At 72.5% G+C, this 18,796-nt stretch carries 19 protein-coding genes; 10 read left to right on the plus strand and 9 right to left on the minus strand.

Features of this window, described 5'->3' with window-relative positions; genetic code table 11:
* Positions 1-10: 10 nt before the first annotated feature.
* The 7 genes from AB0O53_RS33085 to AB0O53_RS33115 all read left to right on the plus strand — a co-directional run bounded on the left by AB0O53_RS33085 (position 11) and on the right by AB0O53_RS33115 (position 6,092).
* Positions 11-631, plus strand: a complete 621-nt coding sequence (locus AB0O53_RS33085; RefSeq protein WP_350993239.1) for a TetR/AcrR family transcriptional regulator — start codon at positions 11-13, stop codon at positions 629-631.
* Between the two features lie 124 nt (positions 632-755).
* The gene (locus tag AB0O53_RS33090; protein ID WP_365200591.1) at positions 756-2,006 is read left to right on the plus strand and encodes a cytochrome P450; all 1,251 of its coding nucleotides are present in this window, start codon (positions 756-758) and stop codon (positions 2,004-2,006) included.
* Between the two features lie 121 nt (positions 2,007-2,127).
* Positions 2,128-2,922: a class I SAM-dependent methyltransferase gene (locus AB0O53_RS33095; protein WP_365200598.1), complete on the plus strand. Its 795-nt coding sequence runs from the start codon at positions 2,128-2,130 to the stop codon at positions 2,920-2,922.
* A 182-nt stretch (positions 2,923-3,104) separates the two neighbouring features.
* Positions 3,105-4,085: a magnesium transporter CorA family protein gene (locus tag AB0O53_RS33100; protein ID WP_350993245.1), complete on the plus strand. Its 981-nt coding sequence runs from the start codon at positions 3,105-3,107 to the stop codon at positions 4,083-4,085.
* Between the two features lie 135 nt (positions 4,086-4,220).
* Positions 4,221-5,210 (plus strand): glycerophosphodiester phosphodiesterase family protein, encoded by a 990-nt coding sequence (locus tag AB0O53_RS33105; RefSeq protein ID WP_350993247.1) that lies wholly within the window; start codon positions 4,221-4,223, stop codon positions 5,208-5,210.
* A gap of 263 nt (positions 5,211-5,473) precedes the next feature.
* Positions 5,474-5,680 (plus strand): hypothetical protein, encoded by a 207-nt coding sequence (locus AB0O53_RS33110; RefSeq protein ID WP_350993249.1) that lies wholly within the window; start codon positions 5,474-5,476, stop codon positions 5,678-5,680.
* Between the two features lie 124 nt (positions 5,681-5,804).
* Complete coding sequence (locus tag AB0O53_RS33115; RefSeq protein WP_350993251.1) at positions 5,805-6,092, plus strand: hypothetical protein; 288 nt, start codon at positions 5,805-5,807, stop codon at positions 6,090-6,092.
* Between the two features lie 29 nt (positions 6,093-6,121).
* Here the strand turns inward: AB0O53_RS33115 and AB0O53_RS33120 are convergent, their stop codons facing one another.
* The 3 genes from AB0O53_RS33120 to AB0O53_RS33130 form a co-directional block, all read right to left on the minus strand.
* Positions 6,122-6,508, minus strand: coding sequence for a hypothetical protein (locus AB0O53_RS33120; RefSeq protein ID WP_350993253.1), 387 nt, complete (start codon positions 6,506-6,508; stop codon positions 6,122-6,124).
* 38 nt (positions 6,509-6,546) lie between these two features.
* On the minus strand, positions 6,547-6,747 hold the full coding sequence (locus AB0O53_RS33125) for a three-helix bundle dimerization domain-containing protein (protein ID WP_350993255.1): 201 nt from the start codon (positions 6,745-6,747) through the stop codon (positions 6,547-6,549).
* A 102-nt stretch (positions 6,748-6,849) separates the two neighbouring features.
* Positions 6,850-7,236, minus strand: a complete 387-nt coding sequence (locus AB0O53_RS33130) for a winged helix-turn-helix transcriptional regulator (RefSeq protein WP_365200604.1) — start codon at positions 7,234-7,236, stop codon at positions 6,850-6,852.
* Positions 7,237-7,239: 3 nt separating this feature from the next.
* On the opposite strand from AB0O53_RS33130, the gene AB0O53_RS33135 reads away from it, so the two are divergent.
* Positions 7,240-7,647 carry a RidA family protein gene (locus tag AB0O53_RS33135; RefSeq protein ID WP_365200607.1) on the plus strand — a complete coding sequence of 136 codons (408 nt, stop codon included), beginning with the start codon at positions 7,240-7,242 and terminating at the stop codon, positions 7,645-7,647.
* Positions 7,648-7,686: 39 nt separating this feature from the next.
* On the opposite strand, the gene AB0O53_RS33140 is transcribed toward AB0O53_RS33135, so the two are convergent.
* Entirely contained in the window at positions 7,687-8,232 is a 546-nt protein-coding gene (locus tag AB0O53_RS33140; RefSeq protein ID WP_365200705.1) for a MarR family winged helix-turn-helix transcriptional regulator, read from the minus strand.
* Positions 8,233-8,263: 31 nt separating this feature from the next.
* On the opposite strand from AB0O53_RS33140, the gene AB0O53_RS33145 reads away from it, so the two are divergent.
* On the plus strand, positions 8,264-9,232 hold the full coding sequence (locus tag AB0O53_RS33145; protein WP_350993261.1) for an EamA family transporter: 969 nt from the start codon (positions 8,264-8,266) through the stop codon (positions 9,230-9,232).
* A gap of 196 nt (positions 9,233-9,428) precedes the next feature.
* On the opposite strand, the gene AB0O53_RS33150 is transcribed toward AB0O53_RS33145, so the two are convergent.
* The 3 genes from AB0O53_RS33150 to AB0O53_RS33160 form a co-directional block, all read right to left on the minus strand.
* Entirely contained in the window at positions 9,429-11,201 is a 1,773-nt protein-coding gene (locus AB0O53_RS33150; protein WP_365200610.1) for a methyltransferase, read from the minus strand.
* Between the two features lie 210 nt (positions 11,202-11,411).
* Positions 11,412-12,602 carry a 4-hydroxybenzoate 3-monooxygenase gene (locus AB0O53_RS33155; protein WP_350993265.1) on the minus strand — a complete coding sequence of 397 codons (1,191 nt, stop codon included), beginning with the start codon at positions 12,600-12,602 and terminating at the stop codon, positions 11,412-11,414.
* Positions 12,603-12,937: 335 nt separating this feature from the next.
* Positions 12,938-14,890, minus strand: coding sequence for an FHA domain-containing protein (locus tag AB0O53_RS33160; protein ID WP_365200613.1), 1,953 nt, complete (start codon positions 14,888-14,890; stop codon positions 12,938-12,940).
* Positions 14,891-15,059: 169 nt separating this feature from the next.
* Here AB0O53_RS33160 and AB0O53_RS33165 point away from each other — a divergent pair, with 169 nt between their 5' ends.
* Positions 15,060-16,754, plus strand: coding sequence for a serine/threonine-protein kinase (locus tag AB0O53_RS33165; protein ID WP_365200616.1), 1,695 nt, complete (start codon positions 15,060-15,062; stop codon positions 16,752-16,754).
* Positions 16,755-16,796: 42 nt separating this feature from the next.
* Here the strand turns inward: AB0O53_RS33165 and AB0O53_RS33170 are convergent, their stop codons facing one another.
* Positions 16,797-18,038, minus strand: a complete 1,242-nt coding sequence (locus tag AB0O53_RS33170; RefSeq protein ID WP_350993271.1) for an NAD(P)/FAD-dependent oxidoreductase — start codon at positions 18,036-18,038, stop codon at positions 16,797-16,799.
* A 296-nt stretch (positions 18,039-18,334) separates the two neighbouring features.
* The gene (locus tag AB0O53_RS33175) at positions 18,335-18,616 is read right to left on the minus strand and encodes a hypothetical protein (RefSeq protein ID WP_031157631.1); all 282 of its coding nucleotides are present in this window, start codon (positions 18,614-18,616) and stop codon (positions 18,335-18,337) included.
* Between the last annotated feature and the right edge of the window lie 180 nt (positions 18,617-18,796).

Consider the following 18,796-nt stretch of genomic DNA (forward strand, 5'->3'; position numbering starts at 1 on the left):
CATGGCCGCCATGACGACACCCCTGCGCAAGGACGCGGCGCGCAATCGGGAGCTGATCGTGGCCGCCGCCCGCGGCCTGGTCGACGAGGGCACGGCCCTGCAGCTCAACGACGTCGCCCGGCGCGTGGGCGTGGGGGTGGGCACCGTATACCGGCACTTCCCCACGGCCGAGGCGCTGCTGGAGACCGTCGCCACCCCCTCCCTCGAAGCCCTGGCCGCGTACGGGGAGGAGGCGCTGGCGGACACCGACCCCTGGCGGGCCTTCGAGACCTTCCTGATGCGCACGCTCGAAACGCAGGTCACCGACCCGTCCCTGGCACCGGTGACGGCCGCGGCCGCCGACGCCCTGCCACGGACCACGGAGCTCAAGCAGCTGCTCCGGTCGACCGGCGCCGCACTCCTCGACAACGCCCGCTCGGCCGGAGCGGTCCGCTCCGACGTGGAGCAGGGCGACCTCGTCCCCCTCATGTGCGGCATCGCCCACGCCGTCGACGTCCGCGGCTCGGGCTCCGACCCGAGCCCCGGCCCCGGCCCCGGCCCCGGCCCCGGCCCCACCGAACGCGTCGACACCGCCCGCCGCTACCTCGCCACGCTCCTCGCAGGGCTCCGGGACCGGCCGCGGCCCGTCTGACCGAGCGGCCTGCGTGACCTGCGGCTCCGCCGCCCGGCAGGCGGTACCCGACACCTCCGTGCATGCTGGTAAAGACCTCTCTCCCGCCCCGCCCCCACCCCCGCGAGCCGTACGAGGACACGCCATGGGCAAAGCCATGCTCCGGCAGATCGTCGACTACTCCAGCCGTGCCGACCCGTACCCGCTGTACGAGGAGCTGCGCCGGACACCGGTGTTCCACGACGAGGACGGACCGTACCTCGTGAGCACCTACCACGAGATTCACGGCCTGTTGCACGACCCGCGCATCAGCTCCGACCCCCGCAACCTGACGCTGCCGTCGAGTGACCCGCTGGCGCAGGACGAGGGGGACGATTCGGCGCTGCCCCCGGTCTTCCTCAAGCTCGACCCGCCGGACCACGACCGGCTGCGCCGCATCACGAACCGTCCCTTCGGGCCCCCGCACTCCCCGCACAAGGTGCACGACATGCGCGGTGAGCTCGACGGCATCGTCGCCGGCCTCATCGACGGCATCGCCACGTCCGGGGACCTGGACCGGGTCGACCTCGTGGAGCAGTTCTCCTACCCGTTCCCCGTGACGGTGATCTGCCGGCTGCTCGGCATTCCGCACGAGGACGAGTCCCGCTTCCACGTGTGGGCCGACACCATCGCCGCCAGCCTGGACCCCGCCCCGGACGCCGACCCCGCCGAGCGCCACAAGGACGCGTCCGCCGCGCAGTTGGAACTGGGCATGTACCTGGGCGGGCTGATCGAGGAGCGCCGCAGCAAGCCGGGTGAGGACATGCTGTCCCAGCTGGCCGCCGTCGAGGAGGAACCGGACGGTTCCATGAGCACGCTGGAGATCGTCAGCACCGCGGCGCTGCTCCTGATCGCGGGCCACGAGACCACGGTCAACCTGATCACCAACGGGATGCTGACCCTGCTGCGCCACCCGGACGTCCTCCAGCGGCTGCGCGAGGACCCGGCGCTGTCCGTCCCGATCGTGGAGGAACTGCTGCGGTACGAACCGCCGGTGCAGATGCTGCCCCGGCGCAGCACGCTCGCCGACATCGAGGTGGGCGGGGTGAACATTCCCAAGGGCGCGACGGTTTCGCTGATCCTGGCCTCCGGCAACCGCGACCCGAAGCGGTTCGAGAACGCCGACCGCTTCGACCCCGACCGCAAGGACATCCAGCACCTCGGGCTCGGCAGCGGCATCCACAGTTGCTTCGGCGCCCCGCTGGCCCGCTTGGAGGCCCAACTGGCCCTGAGTGAACTGGCTCGCCGGCTGGAGAACCCCCGCCTGCTGGCGGACCCGCCTCCGTACCGTCAGAACGCGGTGCTCCGCGGCCCCCGGCACCTGCCGATCGCCTGCGACGGCATCGTCAGGGCCTGAACCGAGAACAGCGCACCGCGCACCGGCTCAACACCCCTCGCCTGCAGGTGTGGTGCACCCCATACGCCCCGGGCGGCGCCGCGTCCTGCGGCACCGCGGTCACGCGGATTACCGTCGGCGGATGTCTGAAGACGCAGAGAAGTTCGAAACCGCCCTGTCCGTCTGGAAGCAGTGGCAGGAGGCCCCTTGGGGCCGTCTGCGCTACGCGACCGCCGAGGCGAACCTCGTCCGGCACTTCGGTGAACGGGACGGCGGGCCGCTGCGCGTTCTCGACCTGGCCGGAGGGGACGGCGGCGACGCCCTGCGCCTGGCCGCCCGGGGACACCACGTCACGATCGCCGACCACGCCCCCGCGATGCTCGGCGCGGCGGCCGAGCGCGCTGCCGCGGCCGGCCTGACGGATCTGATCACCTGCGTCGAGGCCGATGTGAACGCCCTGCCCGCCGAGGTCGCGCGCGGAGCGTTCGACGTGGTGCTGTGCCACAACCTCCTGCAGTACGTGGACGACGTCCGCCGCACACTCGCTGCGTCCCTGGCCCCCCTACGACCGGGCGGCCTGTTCTCGGTGATGGCGATCAACCGGCATTCGGCTCCGCTGACCGCCGCCGTCCGCGCGATGGATCTCGCGGCCGCGACGGCCGCGCTCGACACCGATATGGCCCGCACGCAGATGTTCGATTCGGTGCTGACGCTGCACACCGCCGAGGAGATCACCCGTCACCTGTCCGACCTGGGCTGCCAGGACCTGCGCCATTACGGCATCCGCAACGTCTGCGACTACATCACCGACGATGCGCGCAAGCACGACCCCGCGTTCTACGCCGATCTGGAGCGCCTCGAACTCGCCCTGACAGCCCGCCACCCCTACATGCACACCGCCCGTCTCTTCCAGCTGACCGCACGCAAGCACGCGTAGTGACGCCCGCGGCTCCTGGGCCGCAGGGGCCTCAGGGGCCGGGGGCACCCGTCCGGGCATCACCCGTCCGGGGGGCGATCGCGGGCGAACGCACCGCTGGGGTTGCGGCGGGCCGGTGTGCGTACAGGGTGGGAGGCAACGCACCTGACGGCACACGACGAGGGGCAATGATCGTATCGGTGATGTCCATGCCGGACGGCGCCCTGACGCGTGCCCACGTCTCCGAGGCACGTGAGCATCTCGCGACGTCCACCTTCCTCCTCGTGGACGTGGAGCTGCCCGAGGGCGCCGCCCCGCCCGCCGGGCCGTCGCTCGCGGACCTGCTGGGTCTGGAGGCCGCGGACCTGGCGTGGCTCGGCCAGGAGGGCGAGTCCGCCCGGGCCGAGTTCCTCGGGGACAGCGCCGCCTTCGTCGTGCCCGTGGTCGAGGGGGGCCAGGTCTTCCACATCCATGCCGTGGTGACCGAGAGGTACCTCGTCACCGTGCACCGGGCCGCGGCCCGGTTGATCCGGAGCCTCACCGCCCGCTTCCCGGCCGAACGTCCTCCCGACGCCGTGGCCATGCTGTTCCTGCTGCTGGACGAGGCCCTGGAGACGTATCGCGGGGCGGCCGTCCAGGCCCTGCTGGACGTGGAGGACCTGGAGGACGAGATGTTCCGGCGACGACAGCCCGAGCAGGTCTACCGCCTCGCGCGGCTGCGCCGCACCGCGGCCCTCCTGCACCACACACTCCTTCCGTACCTCAGCGTCACGGACGAGACGGTGACCCGCCGCATGATGAGCGGCAGCTTCCCGCAGGAACGCGAGCGGCTGGTCCGCGAGTACCAGCGCACCGCACGGCTGGTCCTCACGGACATCGAGTCGCTCCAGGAGGCGTCCCGCCGCGCCTTCGGCAGCTACTCCTCGCTCGTGTCCGCCGACCAGAACGGCGTCATCAACCGCCTGGCGATCGTGTCGACGATCTTCCTGCCGCTGACCTTCCTGACGGGGTTCTTCGGCATGAACTTCGCCTATCTGACGGACGAGATCGAGGGCGGAGCCGTCTTCTGGCTGCTCGCCGTCGGACTGCAGGTGGCCTTCCTCGCCGTCGCGCTCTACACCCTGCACCGCACCGGCCTGTGGCGCAGGCTCCGGGACGAAGAGGGCGGCCTCGACGACGAATAGGCGCGGCAGGGGCGGTTTCCCGCCACTTGGAGAGCGCTCTCAGCCGGTTTCATTCACTATGCATTCACCGCATGTCAGCATGTGGCGGGCGAGATCGTTCGCCCGTTTCGCAACCCGACATGACGGAGTACGTTCTTGACGACTCACCTCTTGCGTGGTGCCCGTGCCCGGATGCTCCTGGCGCTGGTCGCGGCCTTCTGCGCGGTGTTAGGCACCACGGCAGCCGGCACGGCCTCCGCCGCGACCGCCGACCAGCGTCACGCCATCTACGCCATCGCGCACCGCGTCAACACCCTGAGCGGCGTGGACGACGCGCTCAAACACGGCGCCAACAGCATCGAGATAGACGTCTGCGCCTGGTGGAACCCGAACGAATGGCGCGCCTATCACGACTGTTCCTCGGCCGGCGACAACCGCCTCGGCCCCAGCTTCGACAGCATGATCGACCGCATCCTCTCCAACGCCAACGCGGGACGCCGGCTGTCGCTCGTCTGGCTGGACATCAAGGACCCCAACTACTGCGGGGAGAAGGAGAACCGCGGCTGCAGCGTCGCCGGACTGCGCGACAAGGCGCAGCGGCTGACGGCTGCCGGCATCCCGGTGCTGTACGGGTTCTACGAGTACCACGGCGGCAGCAACCCGGACGTCGGCGGCCGGGGCTGGAAGAGCCTGGAGGGCCGGCTCGGCAGCCTGGAGGGGATCACCACGACCGGAACCCGCGACCAGGCCCAGGGGGCCTTCAACCGGTCCGGTTCCGGATTCCCCGCGGGACGCCGCGTGATGGACTACGGCGACAGCGACATCACCAAGGGCTTCGGCAACTGCACGGAGGCCACCTACTACACGTGCGCCGAGCTGAAGAAGGGAGCCGCCGACCGTGACGCCGGACGGCTCGCGGCCACCCTGTCCTGGACGACGACGTACAACGACCCGTGGTACGTGGACAAACTGCTGGGCGACGGCCGCGTGGACGGCATCATCGCGGGCTACGGGGCGTTCACCGGGGTGCGCGAGTACGACGACAGCTGGCAGTGCGCCAACTCCATCGCCCTGATCCGCGACTGGGTGAGCCGTCACAGCGGCACCCATCGCATGGCCACCCCGGGCGACCGCCTGTTCCGGTAGACATCGGGGAGCCACCGGGCCCCTCCGGGACCGCCGCCGGGGCTGCCCCGTGATGGCGTGCGCCCCCGCACGGGTGCACGCCATCACGGGGACCGGACCCCCGGGGGCCGTGCTGCCCCGGTCTCCCGCCGAGGCGGTCACCCCGTGGCGTCCGGCCCGCCTCGCGATCCTCCCGGGCGGCGCCCATGCTGGGAGGTAGGGCACCTTCGGCCTGAGGGCTGTCCTCCCACAGGGCCGAGCCGGGCGCCCGAGAGGAGGAAGCCATGCGCATCCGCAGAACGCTGGGCCTGATCCTGGCCGCAGCGACCCTGGCCGGTACGGGCGCGGTCGGAGCCGTCGCCGCCCAGGCCGCATCGTCCCCCACCATCACCAGGGAGGAGTGCGCGGCCGCGGGCGGACAGGTCAAGTCCATCCCGTACGGCGGCGACACCTGCACCCTGCCCGACGGAACCAACCAGAGGATCACGTGACGCAGCAGGCCCGGCACCGCCAACCGGCCTGACACCGAAGGGAATCGGCCGCACCGCGGGTCGGCGTCGAGGAGGGCCGGAAGGGGAGCCGGAAGGGGCACGCCTGCGAAGTACGCTGACCCGCATGACCGATACCACCCCGCACGACGAGCAGGTCTACGCGGAACTGCGCGCCCTGACGGACCAGTACATGACGGCCGTGCGCGCGCGTCTCGCCGAGATCGAGTCTCCGCTCACGCGTGAGCGCGGCGCCCGACTGGTCACCGACGACATGCTCACCGGCGCCAAGCAGACCAAGCTCATACGCAGTGCCGCCATGGGCGAGTTGAAGGAGGGGCGCACCCTCAAGGAGGTCGCGGAACTGACCGGTCTCTCCGTGCCCAGGGTCGACCAGCTGCTCAAGGCGAAGTGAGCGGCGGGACTCCTGCCGCCTTCCGGACCTCAGGCGGCCGCGCCGCCGGCTCCGCCGTTCCCGCGGCCGCCCCGGAAGGCGGTGTGCAGGGCGACGGCGGTGGCCGCGGCGACGACTCCCGCGGCCATGAGGCCGTCGCGCGAACGCCAGGAGAGCACCGACCAGCGGGACTGCGCCGACAGCACCGAACCGAGGCTGAGCCAGGACCCGGCGGAGAGCAGCGAGAGGGAGGAGCCGATGGACGCGGCGGAGAGGGCGGAGCCCACGGAGCCGACGGACAGCACCGAGCCGACCGATCCGATCGACAGGACCGAGTCGGCGGACCCGATCGACAGCACCGAATCCTTGGACCAGAGGGAGAGGTAGGACCCGTCGTGCCGGAACCAGGCCTTGGCCGTCGCATGCGGTTTGGTCACGAGGTTCATTCTGTCACGCGAGCGGTCTTCCGCAGCCGCTACGCGTCGGGAGGGAGCAGGTCCTGTGCCCTGCGCTCCATGAGCACCGGCAGGTAGGTGCGTACGCGCGCGTACCGGAGCTCCTCGTACGCGGTCTGTACCGAGCTGTGCACCAGGCCGGCGTCCACCTGCGGATGCGCCTTCATCAGCCGCTCGGCGACGGCGCGGATGGTCACTGCGTCCTCTGGATCCGCCGTCACACGCCTCAGCCTCCCGGTGGCCTTCCCCCTCCTCATTTTCGGGGTGCGGCCGCCGGTCGGGAAAGTCGATCTTCCGCCGTCCCGCGCCGGTGCCGGCCGTGGTCACCGACCCGGATCCGCCGCATCCGTGCGGTCGCGGGCGGCCTCGATGTGGCCGAGGTAGCGGTGGGTCCAGTCGCAGAGGGCGTCGATCGTCACCCGCAGGGCCTGCCCCGGTTCGGTGAGGGCGTACTCCACCCGTGGCGGCACCACGGGGAACACCGTCCGCTCGATCAGCCCGTTGCGCTCCAGCATGCGCAGGTTCTGGGTGAGCATCTTGTGGCTGATGCCCTGGACCTCGTCGCGCAGCTCGCCGAAGCGCAGGGTCCGCTCCCCCAGGGCCTCGATGATCAGGAGCGCCCATTTGTTGGCGACGTCCGAGAAGATCTCGCGCGCCAGGGAGTCCGCGCGCCGCAGATCCGCGTCGTCCGGCGAACCGAGGAGACACACGGCATGGCCATCACCCTGATCAACCCCACGGGACTGCCGAAGATCGACGCCTACCGGCAGGTGTCGGTCGCGACCGGGTCGAAGCTCGTCTTCGTCGCCGGCCAGGTGTCCTGGGACGCCGACGGCGTCACGGTCGGCGAGGGCGACCTCGCCGCGCAGGTCGAGCAGTGCTACCTCAACGTCGGCACCGCCCTGGCCGAGGCCGGCGGCTCCTTCGACGACGTGGCGAAGCTGACCGTCCACGTCGTCGACTGGACGCCCGACAAGATGCCGCTGCTGATGGAGGGGATCACCCGCGCGGCCGGGAAGCTGGGCGGCGTGCCGGTCCCGCCGGCCACCCTCCTGGGCGTGGCGGCCCTGGACGTGCCCGAGCACCTGGTCGAGGTCGAAGCCACGGCGGTCCTCGACTGACCCGGCCGCCCGCCCCGATCGGGGTCCCGCTCCCCCGGCTCAGTCGTCCAGTCGGCGGAGCCACGCGGCGAGCAGCGTTTCGAGCGCCGCGGCCTCCTCGGGGGTCACGAGGTCGAGCAGCCGGCGCTCGTTGCGCATGTGGTCGGTGAAAGCCCGGTCGACGAGGTCGCGTCCGGCCGGGGTGAGGGCGACGATCCGGCCGCGCTGGTCATCGCCGGAGCGGCGCCGGGTGACGAGCCCGGAGCGTTCCAGGCGGTCGATCCGCTTCGTCATCGCACCCGTGGTGACCATGGTGTGCGCGGCGAGCTCCCCCGGCGCGCGTTCGAACGGCTCACCCGCCCGGCGCAGCGCGCACAGGACGTCGAACTCCCCTTCGCCCAGTCCGTAGCGGTCGTAGACGAGGCGGAGTTCCGCGGCGAGCCGGTCGGCGAGGCGGTGCAGCCGGCCGATCACACCCTGCGGGCCGACATCGAGGTCGGGCCGCTCGCGCCGCCAGTCCGCCTGGATGCGGGCCACCCGGTCCGGGGCGAGTTCCTGCCCGTCCTGCGCGTCCTGCGCGTCCTGCTCATGCCCCTCGGACGGCATATTGGCTTCCATGGAAGCTATATTACCTTCCATGGAAGCCAATACCCGCTGGGTGGCCCTGACCGCGGTGGCGCCGGTGGCCTGGGGAGCCAACTACTTCGTCACGCACGAGTTCCTGCCCGCGGACCGCCCGCTGTACGGAGCCGCCCTGCGGGCGCTGCCGGCCGGCCTGGTGCTGCTGGCGTTGTGCCGGCGGCGGCCGCACGGCGTGTGGTGGGGGCGGTCCGCCGTGCTGGGGCTGCTCAACGTCAGCGTGTTCTTCGTCCTCGTCTTCGCCGCCTCCCAGCTGCTGCCGACGAGCGTGGCCGCGACCGTCATGGCCGTCTCCCCCCTGGTCATGATGGTGGCCGCCTGGCTCCTGACGGCCGAGCGGCCCCGCCCCGCCCACCTGGCGGGCGCGGTGGTCGGCCTGGCCGGCGTGTGCCTCATGCTGCTCGGTGGCGCGGACGGGATCAGCCTGCCGGGCGTACTGGCCTCGGCCGCGGCAGTGCTGGTGTCCTCCTTCGGTCACGTCCTGGCCAAGCGGTGGAGCACCGGAACCGCCACCGCAACCGGGGCAACCGGGGCCGGTGTGCTCGCGTCGACCGCCTGGCAGCTCACCGCGGGGGGCCTGCTCCTGTTGCCGGTCGCCGTGGCCGTGGAGGGCGCCCCGCCCCCGGTGTCCCCGTCGGCGCTCCTGGCGTTCGGCTACGTCGCCCTGGTCGCCACCGCCCTGGCCTTCTCGGTCTGGTTCGCGGGCCTGCGCCGGCTGCCCGCCGGGACGGTGGGGCTGATCGGGCTGCTCAACCCGGTCACGGGCGTCCTGCTCGGGACGGTCGTCGCCGGTGAGGTGCTGACGGGCCGGCAACTGGGCGGACTGGCCCTCGTACTGGCCTCAGTCGCCCTGGGCCGGCCCGCGGCAGGGGCCCGCACCGGGCGGCGGCATCCCGCCGGGGCGCCGGACCGTCCCGCACCCCGCCGCGGGCTGCGAACCGGTCCGGGCCCCGGCCGGCCCACCTAGGCCGTCTCTTTCGGATCTTGCCGGGCCCGCACTGCCCGGCACCGCACCTCCCTGCGTTGTCGGGGCTCCCGAGTACGCCCAGTACACGAGGAGCTCCTCCGCCTTGCGATGCACGGCACCGGACAACGCGGGCTCGGCCGACAAGATCCGAAAGAGACGACCTAGGGGCGGCGGCGCCCGCCGTGCCTGCGCCGTGTCAGCTCCGCCGGGCGACCGGCTCCGGCACGGCTGCCCTGCGTGCGTGCATCACGTGCGCGTCCAGCGGGAGGGGGCTGTGGCCGACGAGTTCGAGGCCGGCGTCGGCCAGCAGGCGTGCGTAGTGGTCGGCGCTGCGTTCGCGCCCTCCCACGTTGCAGAGCATGTGCAGGTCCCAGGCGGTGGCCAGTGAGGGGGAACCGTCGACGGGCAGGAGGCGCTCCACCACGAGCAGGTCCGCGTGGGCGGGCATGGCACGGGCGCAGTGGCGCAGGATCTCACGGCAGCGGTCGTCGTCCCAGTCGTGCAGGACGCGTGAGAGGACGTAGACGTCGCCGCCGGTCGGCACGTCGGCGAAGTCCCCCGAGCGGTACGTGCAGCGCTCCCCGCAGCCCGCGGCGTCGAGCCGGCGCCGGGCGGCCTCCACGGCGTGCGGGCGTTCGAGCAGGACGCCCCGCAGGCGCGGGTGCGCGGTCAGGATGCGGCCCAGGAGCTCCCCGTTCCCGCCGGCGACGTCGACCACGGTCGCCGGGGCGGTCGCGGGCGTCCGTGCGGCGGCGGTGATGACGGGGTGGGTGGGGAGCGGCTGGAACATCCGGGAGCTCGCGGCCATGGACTGGTCGAAGAGCGCGGCGAGCTGGGGGTCGCGGGCGAAGTGGTCGAAGTGGTTCTCGCCGAAGATGTGGTCGAAGGCCGGGTCCCCGGTCCGCACGGCGTGGTCGAGGCCGCCGAAGGAACGGTAGAACGGGCCGCCGTACATCAGGGCCAGCGGCCGCATCGACCCCGGTGTGTCCGCACGCAGCAGGGCGCCGAGTTCCGTCAGGCGGAATCCTTCCTGCTCCTCGGTGACGGCTCCGATCATGGCCAGGTGGCGCAGGAGCGTGGCGAGGCCCCGGGAGTGGGTGCCGGTCGGCCGGGCGAGGTCCTCGGTGCGGTGCGCGGTACGGATGTCCATGGCGTCGGGCAGGCCCAGCCGGGCGAACGCGGCGAGCGCCTGCGTCGTCCAGGCGCCGGTGAGGAGGTGGAGGAGCGTTTCGGCGGGCTCTCCCGCGCCGGGGCGGACGTCGGCGCGGGTGAGGTCGAAGGGGTCGGCGTGGTCCAGGTGGGCGGCGAGGGTGTCGCGGTGGTCGCCGGGTGCGTAGAGCTCCAGGCGCCCGTAGTCGCAGGCCGCCTCGGCGGGAAGGGTGAAGTAGAGGACCGTGCCGTCCTCGTGCGGGTTGTAGCCGCCGCCGTCCGGCCGGGCGCCGTGGCGGACGAGGATCGCGCACAGGCCGCGCAGCGCCAGTGGTTCCGGGTGCTCGACCTCGAAGGCGAGGTGCGCCTCGTGCCGGTGGGTGCGCTCGTGGGCGGCGATCGCTTCGAGACCGGAGTGCGGGGGCACGGTCAGGGCGAACACCTCGACCGCGCGCCGTTGCCCTGCGGAGCCGTACACCCGCGGGCGCAGGATCCGGACGTCGAGGTCCGCCGGGTCGCGGCCGTGGCGCCGCGCGAGGCGTTCGCGGACCACCACGCTGGGGTGCGAGGGGGTGTCGGCCTCCAGTCCGCAGGCGGCGAATTGGGCCCGGAGGCTGTCCGCGTCCGGCGGGAAGAGCAGCAGCCCCGCGTGGGCGAACCGGCAGTGCCCGGCCAGCGCCTGCAGGTCCGGGCCGTCCAGACCGGGCAGGAGGAGCGGGAGCAGGGCGACGCTGTCGTGCTCGCGGACGAACCGGGCCGCCGCGCGCAGGTCGGCGATGCCGTCAAGGAGCAACGTTCTGTCGGGGAGGGTCGTGGTCATCGTGGGGGTGTCCTCGGGGCGGTACGGGGCTGGGCAGGGCGGGGCGGGCGGAACAGGGCTGGGCAGGGCGGGGCGGGCGGAACAGGGCAGGGCGGGGCAGGGCGGAGTGGAGTGGAGTGGAGCCGGTGGAAGGGGAACGGCGGGCGGTACGCGGGGGCGGAACGCTGCGGTGCGCCCGGTTCGCCGGTGCGGCCGGTTCGCCGCGGTGCGTCACACGCCGACGTAGTTCTCGGCGAACCAGTCCTGGTGGATGCGCGAGGTGCGCAGCGAGTTGAGCCGTGAGCGCTGCAGGGCGGCGTGGAAGAACGATCCGGCACCGGCGACGCCACCGCCACCGCGGCCCTGTTCGGGTACGGCGTGCAGGAGGCGGGTCATCCACCCGGTGAACTCCTGAGCCCGCCAGATGTGGGCCAGGCACCGGTCCGAGTACGCGTCGAGTCCTGTGGTGTCCCCCCGGGCGAGGGCGTCGGCGAGGGCCTCCGCCAGGATCTCGGCCTCCAGGACGGCGAGGTTGGCGCCCTTCGCGGCGGCCGGGGCGAGCAGGCTCGCCGCGTCGCCCGCCAGGAAGAGCGAGCCGTGGCGCAGGGGTTCGACGACGTCGCAGGTCAGGTCGAACACGGCGCGTTCCAGGAGTCGGCCCCGTTGCAGCGGTCCGTGGTCGGCCGCGCGCATGCGGACGTCGAGTTCGTCCCAGACGCGTTCCTCGGACCAGGCGTCGGCGTGGGCGCCCCGCTGCCACTGCAGGTAGTAGCGGGTGACGTCCGCGGTGCGGGCCATGTGTCCGGCGAAGCCCCGGCCGTGGACGGCGTACCCGACGGCGTCGAGGCTCGGCGGGGTCTCGGCCAGCAGGCCGAGCCAGGTCACGCCGTGGTCGTGATGGTGGTGGCGGACGCTGCCCGGAGGCAGGGAGCGGCGGGCCGCTCCGTGCCGGCCGTCGCAGCCGGCCACGTACCGGGCGGTCCACCGGGCGGGGCGGCCGTCGGGCTCGCGGGTGGTGACGGACGGCCGGGCGCTGTCGGCGTCGTGCACGGCGAGCGCCTCGGTGTGGAAGCGGATGCGTCCGCCGGTGTCGAGGTAGCGGGTGAGGAGGTCCGTGACCAGGTTCTGCTGCGGGTAGACGTGGTGCTGCCCGCCCTGGCCGAGGCTTCCGTAGTCGAGGCGGAACCGGCCGTCCTCCGTGCGGAATTCGCACGTGCCGTGGCGGTGGCCGCCTCGGTGGAGGCCGTCTGCGAGGCCGTGGCGGTCCAGGATCCGCACGGTGTTCGGGGCGAGGAACCCGGCACGGGCGCGGGTCTGCACATGGGCTCGGGAGGCGCGTTCCAGGATGACGCAGTCGAGTCCGGCGGCCTGCAACAGGAGTCCGAGGACCAGCCCGGCGGGACCTGCTCCGAGGACGACCACGTCGGCCGATTCACATAACGTGTGAGAGTCGTGACTTTCCGTCATAGCGGGTGAAGCATAAGCACGCGAAGATCGCCGGACCTACCCAAGCCATCCGAAGGCGGGAATAGAGTGACAATCGGCATGGCGGTTCCTGCCCGGTGACACCGGGACGCGGGGGCCGGTTCCTCGGTCCTCCGGTAGTGCGCGCCGGGCGTACGGGAGCACGCGCACTCATCCGCACGCCCCTGCGCGGGCCCGGCCGTTCGGCGTACGGCCAGGGGCGGTGCTCCCCGGGCCGACGCCTCCACCGGGACCGGGGCGACCCGGTCCGGCGGAGGATCGGCGAACGTCCCCTAGGCCTGCGGCTGCAGGAGGCTGCGGGGGTCGGCCGGGCGGGGTACGTAGACCGGGGAGTCCGACTGGTAGAAGAGGTCGATGTCGGCCTCCTCTCCCCCGACGATCAGGGTGTCCCAGGCGCCGCTCTCCCGCAGGGTGCGGAGGGTGACGGGGGCGATCGGCGCGAGATGGGCGCGGAGTTCCCCGTCCGTGGGCAGCCCGGGGAGCCGGGATGCCAGCCGGTCGCGGATCTCGGCCATCCGGCCCAGCAGCACGTCCAGGTCGCTCCCGCCAGCGGCGTCGGAACCAAGGCCTGCGCCAGGACCGGCGCCAGGACCGGCACCAGCACCGGCACCAACGGCTTCCGCGCTGCGCGCGATGATGTCCTTGATGGCGCGGGTGATGCCCTGCTCGTCGGTGGTGACCATGGCGTTCCAGGCCCGGCTCTTGTGCCGGTACTGGAGCATGGACATGGCGGCCTCGTGCCGGATGAAGTCGGCGTCCCGGAGCGGTCTGCCCTGCCAGGCCCGGCTGAGCGACCGTGCCAGCGAAGTGGCCGACGCGAGACCGCTGTTGAGGCCGCGGCCCGGCCAGAAGTGGATGGCGTTGGCCGCGTCCCCGAGCAGGAAGCCGTACGTACCCGGAGTGGTCGCGGTGGGGCGGTGCAGCTGCGCGGTGAACCGCGGGCGCTGCACCATGTCGAGCCGGAACGAGGTGATCGCCGACAGGTCCTCCTCGGCCACGCCGAACAGTTCGAGGCCCTGCCGGATCTCCTTCCAGAGCGGCGAACCGCGCAGCAGGGCGGGCAGGAAGAGCGTGCCGTGGGTGGGGCAGCGGAATTCGTTGTCCTCCTCCTGGCGGCTCATCAGGCAGGGGCGGGAGGCGATGCACTCCTCGAAGACGTGGCGGACCGGGTCGATGCCGATGACGTTCTTGGCCTCCTCCCGGGTGAGCCGCATGTTCAGGAAGCCCTCGCCGCGCAGCGAGTTGAGCAGGAAGCGGTTCTGCGACACCGTGAGCAGCACGCTCATCGGGTCCGGCAGCTTCGACTTGACGCGCAGCCCCAGCACGATGTCCTGAAGGTGCTCTCCGTCGAGGGAGTAGATGGAGGCGTCGGCGGCGCCGAAGCGGTCGGCGTAGTGCTCGCGGGTGCGGGAGCGGCCGCCTTCGGCGACGACCAGGACGTGGTCCTGGGTGATCCTGTTCTGCTGCTCCGTCACGTCGAAACGCTTGGCGACGAGCCGGATCGCCGGCCTGCGGTTCGCCAGCTCCAGGAGCCGGTCCTCGATGTGGGCGATCCTGATGTTGCGGGGCGGGTGGCCGTCGACCGAGTCCGGTCCGACCGGCCACATCTCGCTGTAGGCCCCGGTGTCGTCGAACAGCGCGCCGCGGACCTCCTCGGAGAGGGCGAGGTACTGCCGGCTCTGGACGGTGACGACCTGCTGGCGGCGGAAGTTGCCCTGGGTCTCGTCCTTCCAGACGACGGTGGAACCCTTCCGGGTCCAGCGCCCGTCGTAGACGGTGACGGCAGTCCGGCCGGGCAGCATCTCGTCGAGCGCCAGGGCGAAGGCGAGGCCCACCGGGCCGCCGCCGGTGATGGTGACGCGCAGGGTCCCGGGGTCGGCCGCGGCCGCTCGGGGGACGTCCATGAGGGAGAGGTCCATCACCGTCTCCATGGAGTCCTGCGCCTCATAGAGGAACGTTTCGTCACCGATCCGTATGCAGTCGTTCGGACGCAGTACGTGCCGGGTGACGCGCTGGTCGTTGACGAACGTGCCGTTTCGGCTCTCCCGGTCGTAGAGCACGAACCCGGCGTCCTCCGTGAGGATCTCGGCGTGCAGCCGGGAGGCGCTCGGGCTGACGATCACCACGCTGTTGTCGCTCTTGCGCCCGAAGCTGAGGGGCTCGCCGCCCAGGACCACGCTCTGCCCGGTGAACGGACCCGTGCGCCCAACGATGACCGATGCCACTCCACACCCCTTGAAGACGATGCCGCTGATTCCTCGTACGCCGACAACACGCCCCCGAGAAGGTGTTCGGTTCAACCAATTTCGAGAATCTTTTGAGTACCGCTGAACCAGCAGCCGGAACCGTACGTGATGTTCGCGTCGGCCGGCGATACGAGGGAGAACCGCCCCCATGCACAACGAAGAATCCGAGACCCTGACGGAGACCGCGCTCGCGGCCACCACGGCGGTGACCAGCACCGGTACCACTGCCACCACCGCCGTGACCACTGGGGCCGCGGAGGCCACGGAGGCCGCTGGGGACGCTGGGGACGCGCTGATCGCGAACCGCTACCGGCTGCTGTCCCGGCTCGGCGAAGGCGGCATGGGCACCGTGTGGCGGGCCCTCGACGAGACCCTGCACCGCGAGGTCGCCGTCAAGGAGGTACGGGCCCCGGCCGGTCTGCGGACCGGTGACATCGCGCGGATGTACAGCCGGCTGGAGCGGGAGGCGTGGGCGGCGGCCCGCATACCCGACCGCAACGTGGTCACCGTTCACGACGTGGTCATGGAGGACGAACGGCCCTGGATCGTGATGGAACTGATCCGCGGTCAGTCGCTGGCCGATCTGCTGCGGGCCGAGGGACCGCTCACCCCGCGGCACGCCGCGCACATCGGCGCGGAGGTGCTGAGCGCGCTGCGCGCCGCGCACGCCGTCGGGGTCGAGCACCGGGACGTGAAGCCCGCCAACGTGATGCTCGCCGAGGACGGACGCGTGGTGCTCAGCGACTTCGGCATCGCGGTGGTCGAGGGCAGCACCGCCCTGACCATGACCGGAGAGGTGGTCGGCTCCCCCGAGTACCTGCCGCCGGAGCGGGCGCTGGGCCGCCCCTCGGGCCCCGAATCCGACCTGTGGTCCCTCGGCGTGATGCTGTACGCGGCCGTGGAGGGGATCTCGCCGTTCCGGCAGGACACCGCGCTGAGCACCCTTCGGGCCGTGGTGGACGAGGAACCGCCGGCGCCGACCCGGGCCGGCCCGCTGGCGCCGGTGATCGCCGGACTGCTCCGCAAGGAGCCGGCGGAGCGGACGCCCGCCGCCGAAGTCGCCGCGACCCTGCGCGAGATCGCGCACGGGCCGGACGCCACCACCGCCACCACCACCGCCACCTCCCGCGTCTTCCCCGCCCCCGCGCGGCCGGACACGGCGACGACCGGGCGGACGAGCACCGGAACAAGCACGGCGACGAGCACGGCGACGGACGCCGCGACGAGCACCGAGACGATCACCGGGACGACCGCCGAGACCCCGACGGGGACCGCCACGGCCGTGGCCCCCGTGCCCGACGGGAGCACCGCCACCGCGGCGACGCAGTCCCCGCCCGAGCCGCCCGCCGAGCCCCAGGCAGCGGCTTCCGGGGCCCCGCGCGGACGCCGGAAGGCGGCGCTCGTGGCGGCCGGCGCGGCCGCCTGCCTGCTGGTCGCCGGCGGACTCGCCTACGCGCTCAGCGGCGACGGCGACGGCAACGGCAACGGCGGTGATGCCGCGGCCGGTTCGGGCGTGCGCGTGTCGGTGACGGGCACGAACACGACCTACAGCGGCAGCTGCCCGACCCCCGAGGGCCGGGCACCGGCGTTCACCGCGACGTTCACCGCGCCCGAGCCGACGCTGATCTCCTACCGATGGGTCTCCGGCGACGGCTCGGTGGTGGATCCCCAGTGGCGCACCCTGTCGATCGGTGACAAGGGGGACCCGACCGGACGCGACACCATACGCCTGGCGACCTACGCGAAGACGGGCACGCTGACCACGGGGATGGCCGTGGAACTCCAGAGCCCCACCCGCACCCTCTCCAATCCGGTCCCCTTCTCCATCACCTGCACCGGCTGACCCCGTGACCCGCCCGCGCCCCGCACGGCCCCGCCCCTCCGCTCAGGGGCGCAGGTCGCGGAGCACTTCACGGGCGGCCCGGGCGCCGGAGGCCAGCGCGCCCTGCACGGAGGCGGTGGCGCGGTGGTCCCCGCACACGTACCGGCCCGCCGCCACCCGCGTGGTGCGGGTCAGCGGCTGCGGCGGGGGCATCGCGGGCAGTGCGTCCTCGATGGTGCGGACGGTCAGCAGGTCCCAGCCGTCCGTGCCGGTTCCGTACGCCTCGTCGAGCGCGGCCCGCAGCTCGCGTTCCCGGCCCTGCCCGTCCCGGCCGAGGACCGATGTGGCGACGAGGGCGTGGCCGGGCGGGGCGTAGGAGGGGACGACGTCGCTGAGGACGCAGGTGTTGAGGAAGCGGCGGCGGGTGTCCGTGAGCAGCGTCGGCTCTCCGAGGGGGGACCGCGGAGCGACGTGGTAGTACGTGGTCACGATCCGGTAGTCGGGCAGGGCCACCTCGGGCAGCAGCGCCGGAACCGCCCCCGGACCGGTGGCGACCACGACGGCGCGCGCGGGGATCTCCTGTCCGTCGGCGGTGAGCACGCCGTCGTCCGTGAGCGCGGCCGCCGGGGTCTCCAGCCGTACGGTGCCCTCGGGCAGCCCGGCCGCGAGCGCCCGCGGAACCGCCCCGATCCCCTCGGTCGGCAGGCAGATCGTTCCGCGCAGCATGCTCCGCCACACCAGGTGGAACACGCGGGCGGACGTCTCCAGTTCGTCCTCCAGGAAGACCCCGGACACGAAGGGGCGGAAGAACCTCTCGACGAACGCCTCGGAGATCCCCGCGTCTGCGAACGCGGTGCGGGCGGTGGTGTCCGGCCGCCGTTTGATCCGGCCGGGCGGCAGCAGCATGTCCCGGGCGGACAGCAGACCGAGGGCGGCCAGATCGCGCGGGCCGGCGAGGCGGCCCGAGAGCAGTTCGGGAACCGTGCGCGGCCGGCGGGTGGGATCGCTGAAGTTGAGCCTGCCCGTCGGGGTGTGGACGAGGAAACCCGGCGTGAAGGGCCGCAGGCGCAGTGCCTTCAGCTCGAACCTGCGCCGGACCTGGGGGTAGGCGGTGTTGAACACCTGGAACCCCCGGTCCACGACGAAGCCCCCGATGCGGTCCGAGCGCATCCGCCCGCCGACCGCGTCGCCCGCCTCCACGACCCGTACGCCCACGCCGGCCGCCCGCAGATCACGGGCGCACGCCAGCCCGGCGACTCCGGCCCCGACGACCAGCACGTCCGTCGCGTCCAGGGCTGAGGACATTCGAACACCTCTCTCACATGTCGGTGCGGCGCGCGCCGCTCCTCCACTGTGTTCCGCGTATCCCCCGGACACGGATGCGACACCGCCGGCCGGCCCCACCGCCGCCCATCCGGACCCGGCCCCGGGCCCTCGGATCAAGGCAGGACGGAGAACCTTAGTGCAATGGGGGTCGCGGCCGCAGGAAGGTTGCACAGTGGACCCCGGAGAGGGAGCATCAAAAGACGCTCCGGGAAGACGTTTCGGGCGTCTTCCCGGAGCGCCGGGGTTGCGACTGACCGACTCGGGTCAGCCGCGGGTCACACCTTGGCGAGCGAGCACGCCGTCTGGGCCAGCGCCGGCGGGACCGCCGAGACGCTCGTCAGGAGCAGCCGACAGAGCGCCGAGTCGGCCGGCAGGCCGGAACCGCCGATCGTGCAGGCGAGGTTGATGTCGGTGCTGGAGAAGCCGAAGGCGGCGAGGTACGTGGTGCAGTCGCTCGGCGCGGCCTGGGCGGCCGGGGCCGAGACGACGGCGAAGCCACCGAGGGCCAGAGCGCCGACGGCCACGCTCGCGATGCGGGCGCGCAGGGATCCCTTCATCTTTTCCTCCGAGGAGATAGGTTTCGCCGGAAGCCACTACTCCGGCGCAATCACGAGGCTAGAGAGAGATCTTGCAGAAATGGCAGAAAAAAGGATGGAAATATCCGGCAGGCAGGCGTAGGGAAACAATGCCGCCTACTTTTGCTCCTCGTGGACTCTCTTCGGCCGTGCGACGGGAGG

Source organism: Streptomyces erythrochromogenes, assembly GCF_040684695.1.
Lineage (GTDB): Bacteria > Actinomycetota > Actinomycetes > Streptomycetales > Streptomycetaceae > Streptomyces > Streptomyces erythrochromogenes_C.